Source organism: Streptomyces sp. NPDC002092, from assembly GCF_053593775.1.
This window is the reverse complement of the sequence record NZ_JBSFDG010000047.1, coordinates 1-7,827: the sequence shown is the minus strand read 5'-3', so window position 1 is coordinate 7,827 and position 7,827 is coordinate 1. Positions and strand designations below refer to the sequence as shown.

The window sequence follows — 7,827 nt, the reverse complement described above, 5'->3', positions numbered from 1 at the left end:
CCTGCTGCGGTTGCTCTTGCTTCCCACCTGGCACTACTTCCTCTGGAACCTCACGTCCCAGTCTCCAGGTGTCCGACATCAAGGGGAAGCTTCAGGCTGCCACCTTCCGTGTGCTGATCTGAGAGGCTATCCGCTTTCCGAAAGTGATCGGTTGGTTCGGTTGTGGTGGGCATGAACTCCTCTGTGCGGCGGGGGAGATGGGCGTGGTTGATTGGGTCGCTTCGCTTGTGGAGGTGGCTGATGCCGTCGGTGCTCGGTCTGCTGGAGGCTCGGGAGGAGGTGGCGCGGGTTGCGGGGTGGGCGAGGCGGAAGCTGCGCTTCAGCGGCTGGTGGATGCCCGTGTGATGGTGACTGAGGTGCTGGCCGAGCCGTCTTGTGTGGTTGCGGAACCGCGGAGCGCGGTGGCGGGTTCGGTGGAACCGCACCGGGCCGAGAGCGTGAAGGCGTCGGTACCGGCGCCGACTACGAGCGCATTGTGTCGGTGCTGGAGCCGGAAGCGGGCCGAGAGGGCGTGCGCTGGCTGTGGCTCTCGGACGTCTGGTGGAGCGGGGGTGGGCCCGGCACATGCGGCCCGGAGTGTTCACCGCGCTCGCGGCACCGGCCGGCTGAAGGCGCTTGGGCGTCGTCCGGCCAGGCGCCTGCTCATGAGCACGGTCATCGGTCACAGAGCTTGTTCACGTTCGTGTCACCCACGGGCAGCGAGACGGGAACGGGGTCGTCGCCGACGAAGAAGACCGCGACCCGAAGACACCGGTCAACATGGTTACGTCACCGCCCCTCAGTGATCTCAAACTGCACCTATGCCTTCTATCTGCGACGTATAAGTTTCATTGATCAGGCGCTGAGACACCGGCTTGACAGGTGTCTTCTCGCGACCGACGCTGGTACCAGTGACCGACAGGAGGCACCATGCACGAGCACGACGAGTACCTGTACTTCCTTCGCCGCGCCTTCGACGGCATGCTCGGCGCCCTGGAACAACTGGGTGATGACCTCGCCAACACCGCGCCGCGCCTGCCCGGCACCAACTCCCCGTACGCCATCGCGCACCACTGCGTTGCCGTGGCCGACTACTGGCTGGGCCACGTGATCGCGGGGCGCCACGTCGACCGCGACCGTCCCTCCGAGTTCACGGCGAAGGGGGACGTGCGGCATCTGCGGACGCAGGTCGACGCGCTCTTCGACCGCCTGCAAGCAGACCTCTGCGAGGCGCTGCCGTCGCAACCGCCGCGCAACATGCCCTCTGACGACTCCGAGGGGCCGGACCGTTCCCTGAGTGTGCTGGGCGTCCAGCTTCACGTACTGGAGGAACTCGCCCAGCATCACGGGCAGGTGCAGATCACCCGCGATCTGCTGCGGGCGGGGGTCCCGGCATGAGGCCCGCACCGGCTCCGGGGATACCCGGCTTCGACGACCTCGACCTCGACCGGCTGCGCGTTCGCGGCAGCGTGAAATGGCACCGTCCGGAGCGAGACGTCCTGCCGGCGTGGGTGGCCGACATGGACTTCCCCACCCCGCCGCCGGTGGCGGCCGCCCTGCACGAGGCCGTCGACCGCCATGATCTCGGCTACCCGGACTGGCCGGACGGCAGTCCGTTGCGCCCCGCCTTCGCCAAGCGGATGGCCGAGCGCCACGGATGGGCCGCGTCGGCCCACCGCGTGCGCGAGCAGACCGACCTCATCCAGTGTCTGCAACTCGTCCTTCACCTCGCGACGTCGGACGGGGACGCGGTGGCGGTGCACATTCCCAACTACCCACCGTTCCTGTCGACGTTGCGGACGATGAGCCGGCGGATCGTGCCCGTCCCGATGAAGGACACCGACGACGGCTGGCGGATGGACTTCGCCGCCATGGACACCGCGGTGAAACGGTCCGGCTGCAAGGCGCTCGTCCTGGTCAACCCCCACAACCCCACCGGCCGGGTGCTGACGTCCGACGAACTCGGCGAGATCGCGGCCATCGCGCGACGACACGATCTGCTCGTCATCAGCGACGAGATCCACGCCGAACTGGCCTACACGGCCCATCGGCACATCCCCTTCGCGAGCCTGTCCGACGACGCCGCGCGCCGCACCGTGACCCTGACCTCCGCGACCAAGGCGTTCAACCTGGCGGCCATCCGCTGCGCCGTCACGCACTACGGCCCAGACCGCCTCCTCGCGCTGCGGGACGCACAACCGCCCGACCTGTACGGCGCCGTCTCACCCCTCGGTGTCGTCGCCACCTTGGCGGCGTGGGAGCACGGCGACGCTTGGCAGCGCGATCTCCTGACCGTGCTGGACCGCAATCGTCGGCGCGTCCGCGACGTGGTTCGCACCCGGCTCCCGCTGGTCCGCCACCACATGCCCGAGGCCACGTACCTGGCGTGGCTGGACACCCGGCCGCTCGGCCTGGGCGAACCCCCGGTGGAGAAGGTGCTCAGGGACGGCCGGGTCCTGCTCGACGGCGGCGCGCCCTTCGGTGCGGACGCCGAGGGGTTCGTGCGGCTGAACTTCGCCACCTCGCAGCAGGTGCTCGACGAGATCCTGGGCCGGGTCGTCGACGCACTGGGCAGGCGGGAGGGGTGACGACGGTGCCGGACGCCACCTCGCACCATGGCCGTGTGGATGACTTCGTCTTCGTCAGCGGTCGGCTCTGCCTGGACCTCGCGGGCACGCTGCTCTGGCGACGGAGCCGACGCACCGAACTGCTGCGTTCCCCCGACGACCTGCGACGCTGGATCCACCAGGCAGGACTGCTCGACTCGCCCGGCCTTCTGGACGCACGCGCCCTGTCGAGAATGTGCCGTCTCAGGGAAGCGGCGTACACGCTGGTTGGCGCATGGCCCCTGACACCGCCCGCGGACAGCGAGGTGCGGGAAGCTCTCGCCGAGGTGAACGAGGCGGCCCGGCTGCCACTGCCGAGGCTCCAACTCGACGAGGACGGTCGCCTGACACGTACCGGGGGCATCGACGAGGTGCTCGGGGCGGTGGCACGGGACGCACTGGACCTTCTGGGCGGCACCGACTTCGCTCGCGTGCGGGAATGCCTCAACGAGGACTGCACCCGGCTGTTCGTGGACCTGTCGCGGTCCGCCAACCGCCGATGGTGCGGCATGACCGAGTGCGGGAACCGACACAAGGTGGCCAACTACCGCAAGCGGCGGCAGGGGACAGCAAGCTGAGCGCCTCCGAACATCGCCTGCCGCCCGGTAGGGGGCCCCTGCCGTACCGGGACTGCAGGGCCCCGGTGGCCACCCGGAGCAGGTAGACGGCGGTCAGGGCACGGTGCTGATCACCCGACCTCGGATTCCACTGGACTCATCCACGACGCTCATGACCAAGGTGGTCCACCGACGCCCCCGACTGCGCTTCCTGCGTGGTGCTGAACGACCAGGCCGTTGCGGCGTGTCCAACGCCGTCCGGCCAGGCGTCTACTCATGAGCAGGGCCATCGACCACAGCACCATGGGCTCGTGCATGGCCCGTTCCTCGCCTGCATGAGGGTGACGGACTGGTGGGCCGACTCGCTGCTGAAGCCGGGCCAGTTCAATGCCCTGCGCTCGCGGTATACCTGAACCCGAGGATCGCGCCTGGGGCGGCGAATCTGGCGGTCGCGGTCCGGGATGGCGGTGGGCGGTTGCTCGGCGTCTTCGCGATGGCTCCCAGTACCTTCACGCCGGACGAGGCGTACGTGCTTTCGGAGTTGGCGGGCGGGCCGACCGACTATTTCGCGAAGCGCGTTGGCAGGCCGCGAGCCTTGAGGAGACGGGGCTTTGGCTTTGTTTGTGGCCAAGTGTGTGTCCGTGCTTTGCGGATGGGTTGGTCTTGTTCCTGGTGATTGCGCTGGGCGGGGTGGGGGGCTTGCCGACTGGTGTGGTTGACGGCACGCGTGTTTGGTCTCTGTATCCTCTGCCGGGTGCGGGGCGGGTGTGGCCAGGGGTGTCGCAAGGTTCCAGGATCGTTTGACCTTGCCCTGGAGGGAAGGGCAATAGTGTTTCCATCGATCGTGTGAGCGGGTTGTGTGTGCCGGCCGGGCAGGACGAAGAGGGGGAGTTCGGGTGACCGTGACGTGCGTTGTTTTCGATATCGGTGGCGTGCTTGAGATCACGCCGAAAACGGGATGGGCGCGGCGGTGGGAGGAGCAGTTGGAGCTGCCGCTGGGCACGGTCAATGAGCGGATGCGCGACGTATGGCGGGCGGGAGGCATGGGGAGCATCAGCGAACGAGACGTGCACGAACAGGTGGCAGCCCGCCTGGGTCTCGGGCCGCCACAGGTTGAAGCCTTCATGGCTGATCTGTGGGCGGAGTACCTGGGGACGCCGAACGAGGAACTGATCGCGTATGTGCGAGGGCTGCGGGGAAGCTTCAGGCTGGGCATCCTGAGCAACAGCTTCGTCGGTGCCCGGGAACGGGAGGCGGCACTGTACGACTTCGATGATCTGGTCGAGCAGATCGTCTACTCGCATGAGATCGGCATCGGCAAGCCTGACCTGCGAGCCTATGAGGCCGTATGCAAAGCCTTGGACGTGCGTCCACAGAACTGTCTCTTCATCGACGATGTCGCAGTCAACGTCGAAGCCGCCCAAGCGGCGGGCATGCAGGGGCATCTGTTCGAGGACAACGCCCGGGCCATCACGCGGATCGCAGCTCATCTGGACGCCGGGCCTCTCGTTCCAGGGCGTGTCCCGCTCGGATGACGTCGGCCTGGCCGGCTCTCAGCGGTTGTCGGCCAGGCATTTGAAGCGGTTGATCAGCCCCGCTCTTGGGTGCGCCGGTCGATGAGCTGTGTGGCCGTCTGCAGCCCGCAGCCGGGAGGGGCTCGGGGGCCGTCCCGGTCAGCCGCGAGTTGCTTGAGGCGTAGGTGAAGATTTTCCAGGCGCTCGTTGATGATGGACTGAGCCTTTTCAGTGAGGTTCCCCCGCTGTGCTGGAGGTGCTGATCAGCTGGTCAGAGAGGGTTGACGGGGTTTCAGGTTCGTCGGTTCGGCCGTCGCCTGCTCGGCGTAGTGCTTCTCCTCGAACTCGATCGGGCTGAGCCAGCCGAGCCGTTCCTGGATGCGACGGGAGTTATAGAAGCCGTCGATGTACTCGAAGAGCGCGAGGTTCGCCTCGGCCCGGGTGGTGAAGACGCGACCACGCAGCCCCTCGGTCTTGATGAGCATCCACAAGTTCTCCGCGAGAGCGTTATCGTACGAGTCCCCGACAGAGCCCATGGACGCCGCAACTGCTGCCCGCAGCAGGCGAGTTGTGAGCTTGATGGACGTGTACTGGCAGCGTGGTCCGCGTGGTGGATGAGCTTGCCGGGCTCGACTTCGCGGGACGCGAGTGCGTACTCCAGCGTGGTCAGGACCAGGTCGGCGTCCGCGCGGGCGGAGGTCTCCCATGCGACCACCCGGCGGGAGAACGCGTCGCGGATCGCCGAGAGCCACAACGGTCCCTCGCCGGTCGAGATCATCGTCAGGTCGGTGACCCACAGCCGGTTCGGAGCCGGTGCGGTGAAGTCCCGGTTGACCAGGTCCGGGGCGAGCGTGGCTTTGGGATCGCGGCGCGTGAAGCCCTTCCGCCGCGGGCTGACACCTGCGATGTCGGCCTCGCGCATCAGGCGCTCGACCCGCTTGCGGCCCACGTGGACACCCTCGCGCTTGAGGACGGCGTGCACGCGCGGCGAGCCGTAGTTGTCGCCGGACTCGGTGTGGATCTCCTTGATCCGCTCGGTCAGTTCGACGTCGCGGCGCCGCCGCTCGCACGGCTCCTTCTCCGCACGGCGCCACCGGTAGTAGGTGGAAGAGGGGACGTGCAGTTCCCGCAGGACGCACTCGACCCCCAGGCGCGGGTGCTCGTCAACGAGCGCCGTCACCTGGGCCGGGTCGGGTCGAGCTGCGCCGCGAAAAAAGCCGAGGCCGTCCGCAGGACGTCGTTGGCCCGCTTGAGCTGGGCGTTCTCCTTGCGCAGCGCGGCGAGCTCGGCCCGCTCGTCGGTGGTGAGACGGTCGTCGCGCTCGCCGGCGTCGGCCTCGGCCTGGCGGATCCAGCCGCGCAGGGCCTCGGGATGCACACTGAGGTCGACGGCCAGCTTCTTGATCTGCGGCTTCGGGTCTGTGGTGCGATACATCCGCACCGCACGCTCACGCAACTCCAGCGAGTATTTCCTGGGGGCAGCCATGGTCAAAGGTCCTCTCATGAGTCCCATCTGACCCTCTGTCAACACACTCCGCATCCCGGGGGAACCTCACAGTGTTGCCGCTTCAGGGTGAGGATGGCGGTCGGCGATTGATGTCATTCGATTCTGGCTGCACCGGGCTCTGCGGAAGATCCGTCATGCCTCCAGCCGCGCGACGCCGCGCTCAACCGGTGTCCGGGCTGCGGTCAGTGCGCGGTTGACGGTCTGTTGTGTGCGGGGTCGACAGCAGTCGCGGGGTCGGGTGGGTCATGGCCTGCTCGTTCGTTCCGTATGGGCGGTGTTTGTGGGAGAAGTCGTTCTTGTGCCGGTTGTCGCTCTGGTTGTTGCTCCGGTTGTGGCGGGCTTGGTTGCAGGCCGTGGTGTTGGCATGGGTCGGTGCCGACGGAATTACCGAAGGTGGCTGTGAGGTGTGTGGGGGTGTCGTGTAGCACCGTCGCCGTCCGCGGCCGACCACGTCATTGACCGGCGGGTACCTGAGGGGGTGTCACTTCTGGTCGGCCAGGTGACAAGGGGTACGCCGTTTCACATGAGCCAGTCCCTCGCCATCGAAGATCGAGGTGATGCTCCGCGACGACTCCCCAAGTTCTGTGCCAGAACGGATTATTGGAAACACCTGAGGGCTTGCGGTGGGAGCATCGTGGTGCTCCTCGGGATAAGTATGGCGATAGACCATGTCTGCGGAGCTGTCAGCCTGCCAGCCGAGCTTTCCAGATCTCCTCGCTGGGCCATTGCTGGGCCCAGTGGGCGGAAACTTCTAAGTAGTCCCGTGCAGACTGGGGTGCCTGAATCTCGATCAGATCCTCAACGACGAAGTCGCAGGCCCGCAGCAGACGGAGCATCTCTCCGTGCGGCAGGATGAACTCCACGTGATTCCCCCAGTCCAACCGGGTCAGGCCGAATTGGCCGCGGGACAGAGTGGTGGATGCCGGTCCCTCGGGCGGTACACACAGCGCGAACAGCGGTGAGTAGCGCGAGAACACCAGCCGGCCTCCGGGAACGAGAAGCCGGGCTGCCTCCGGGATCCACTGGTAGGGGTCGCACCACAGCGAGGCGCCGTACTCGCTGATCGCCAGGCCGAACGTGTTGTCCTCGTAGGGCACCTTCTCGGCATTGCCCAGGACGAGGGGGAAGTCGAGGCCGAACTCCGCCTGCATCGCGCGGGCAGTGGCGAGCTGCTTCTCCGAGAGGTCGATTCCGACCGGGTGGGCTCCTGCTCTGGCCAGCCAAGCGGAAACGTAGGCAGTACCGCACCCCAGCTCAATGGTGCGCATCCCGTCGATGCCGTCGGGAAGCACGGAAACCCGCGACTCAGGGGTAGCCCACAACCCCCACGACGGATCCAGCTGCGCCCAGTGGTCACGGGCGAGCGGCTCGTGCCACGCAGCTGCCTCGTCATCCCAAAAGCGTCGGTTCTGCTCCACATGGTCCGCCGGGGCGTCATGAGTCATGGAGGTATTCGATCGAAGATGCTGCTGTTCCGGCAATGGAATTTCCACGGCGCCAGACTGCCTCGAGACGCGCGGCTGGCACGACGGCCAGGCAGGCATCACGAGCTGCGGGCCGCATTCTGACCTTGAGGGGCCTCGCGCTTTCCGGACAGGCTTCTGACCGTTTATTTCACGCGGCGATTCGCAACTTCTCGTACTCGGCATGGACTTCGCGCGGAGG

At 67.0% G+C, this 7,827-nt stretch carries 7 protein-coding genes and 2 pseudogenes; 4 read left to right on the top strand and 5 right to left on the bottom strand.

Annotated features, from left to right (window positions below; genetic code table 11):
- Positions 1–909: 909 nt before the first annotated feature.
- The 4 genes from ACWCRD_RS44860 (at position 910) to ACWCRD_RS44845 (ending at position 4,677) form a co-directional block, all read left to right on the top strand.
- Positions 910–1,377, top strand: a complete 468-nt coding sequence (locus tag ACWCRD_RS44860) for a DinB family protein (protein ID WP_450971445.1) — start codon at positions 910–912, stop codon at positions 1,375–1,377.
- Positions 1,374–2,567 (top strand): MalY/PatB family protein, encoded by a 1,194-nt coding sequence (locus ACWCRD_RS44855; RefSeq protein WP_450971444.1) that lies wholly within the window; start codon positions 1,374–1,376, stop codon positions 2,565–2,567. The genes ACWCRD_RS44860 and ACWCRD_RS44855 overlap by 4 nt, the downstream gene beginning before the upstream one ends.
- Before the next feature lie 35 nt (positions 2,568–2,602).
- Positions 2,603–3,163 carry a CGNR zinc finger domain-containing protein gene (locus ACWCRD_RS44850; protein ID WP_450971443.1) on the top strand — a complete coding sequence of 187 codons (561 nt, stop codon included), beginning with the start codon at positions 2,603–2,605 and terminating at the stop codon, positions 3,161–3,163.
- An 875-nt stretch (positions 3,164–4,038) separates the two neighbouring features.
- Complete coding sequence (locus tag ACWCRD_RS44845) at positions 4,039–4,677, top strand: HAD family hydrolase (protein ID WP_450971442.1); 639 nt, start codon at positions 4,039–4,041, stop codon at positions 4,675–4,677.
- A 242-nt stretch (positions 4,678–4,919) separates the two neighbouring features.
- On the opposite strand, the gene ACWCRD_RS44840 is transcribed toward ACWCRD_RS44845, so the two are convergent.
- The 5 genes and pseudogenes from ACWCRD_RS44840 to ACWCRD_RS44820 all read right to left on the bottom strand — a co-directional run bounded on the left by ACWCRD_RS44840 (position 4,920) and on the right by ACWCRD_RS44820 (position 7,655).
- Positions 4,920–5,141: an IS3 family transposase gene (locus ACWCRD_RS44840; RefSeq protein ID WP_450971441.1), complete on the bottom strand. Its 222-nt coding sequence runs from the start codon at positions 5,139–5,141 to the stop codon at positions 4,920–4,922.
- 122 nt (positions 5,142–5,263) lie between these two features.
- Positions 5,264–5,836, bottom strand: a pseudogene (locus ACWCRD_RS44835) (IS3 family transposase); the annotation flags it as partial.
- Entirely contained in the window at positions 5,833–6,141 is a 309-nt protein-coding gene (locus ACWCRD_RS44830; protein ID WP_450971440.1) for a transposase, read from the bottom strand. The pseudogene ACWCRD_RS44835 and the gene ACWCRD_RS44830, both read right to left, overlap by 4 nt.
- Positions 6,142–6,179: 38 nt before the next feature.
- Positions 6,180–6,372, bottom strand: a pseudogene (locus tag ACWCRD_RS44825) (hypothetical protein); the annotation flags it as partial.
- Positions 6,373–6,845: 473 nt separating this feature from the next.
- The gene (locus ACWCRD_RS44820; protein WP_450971439.1) at positions 6,846–7,655 is read right to left on the bottom strand and encodes a class I SAM-dependent methyltransferase; all 810 of its coding nucleotides are present in this window, start codon (positions 7,653–7,655) and stop codon (positions 6,846–6,848) included.
- Between the last annotated feature and the right edge of the window lie 172 nt (positions 7,656–7,827).

Bases quoted from the DNA above. Each gene is read 5' to 3' on its own strand.
- ACWCRD_RS44860 (WP_450971445.1), top strand. From the start codon at position 910: ATGCACGAGCACGACGAGTACCTGTACTTCCTTCGCCGCGCCTTCGAC.
- ACWCRD_RS44855 (WP_450971444.1), top strand. From the start codon at position 1,374: ATGAGGCCCGCACCGGCTCCGGGGATACCCGGCTTCGACGACCTCGAC.
- ACWCRD_RS44840 (WP_450971441.1), bottom strand. From the start codon at position 5,141: ATGCTCATCAAGACCGAGGGGCTGCGTGGTCGCGTCTTCACCACCCGG.
- ACWCRD_RS44830 (WP_450971440.1), bottom strand. From the start codon at position 6,141: ATGGCTGCCCCCAGGAAATACTCGCTGGAGTTGCGTGAGCGTGCGGTG.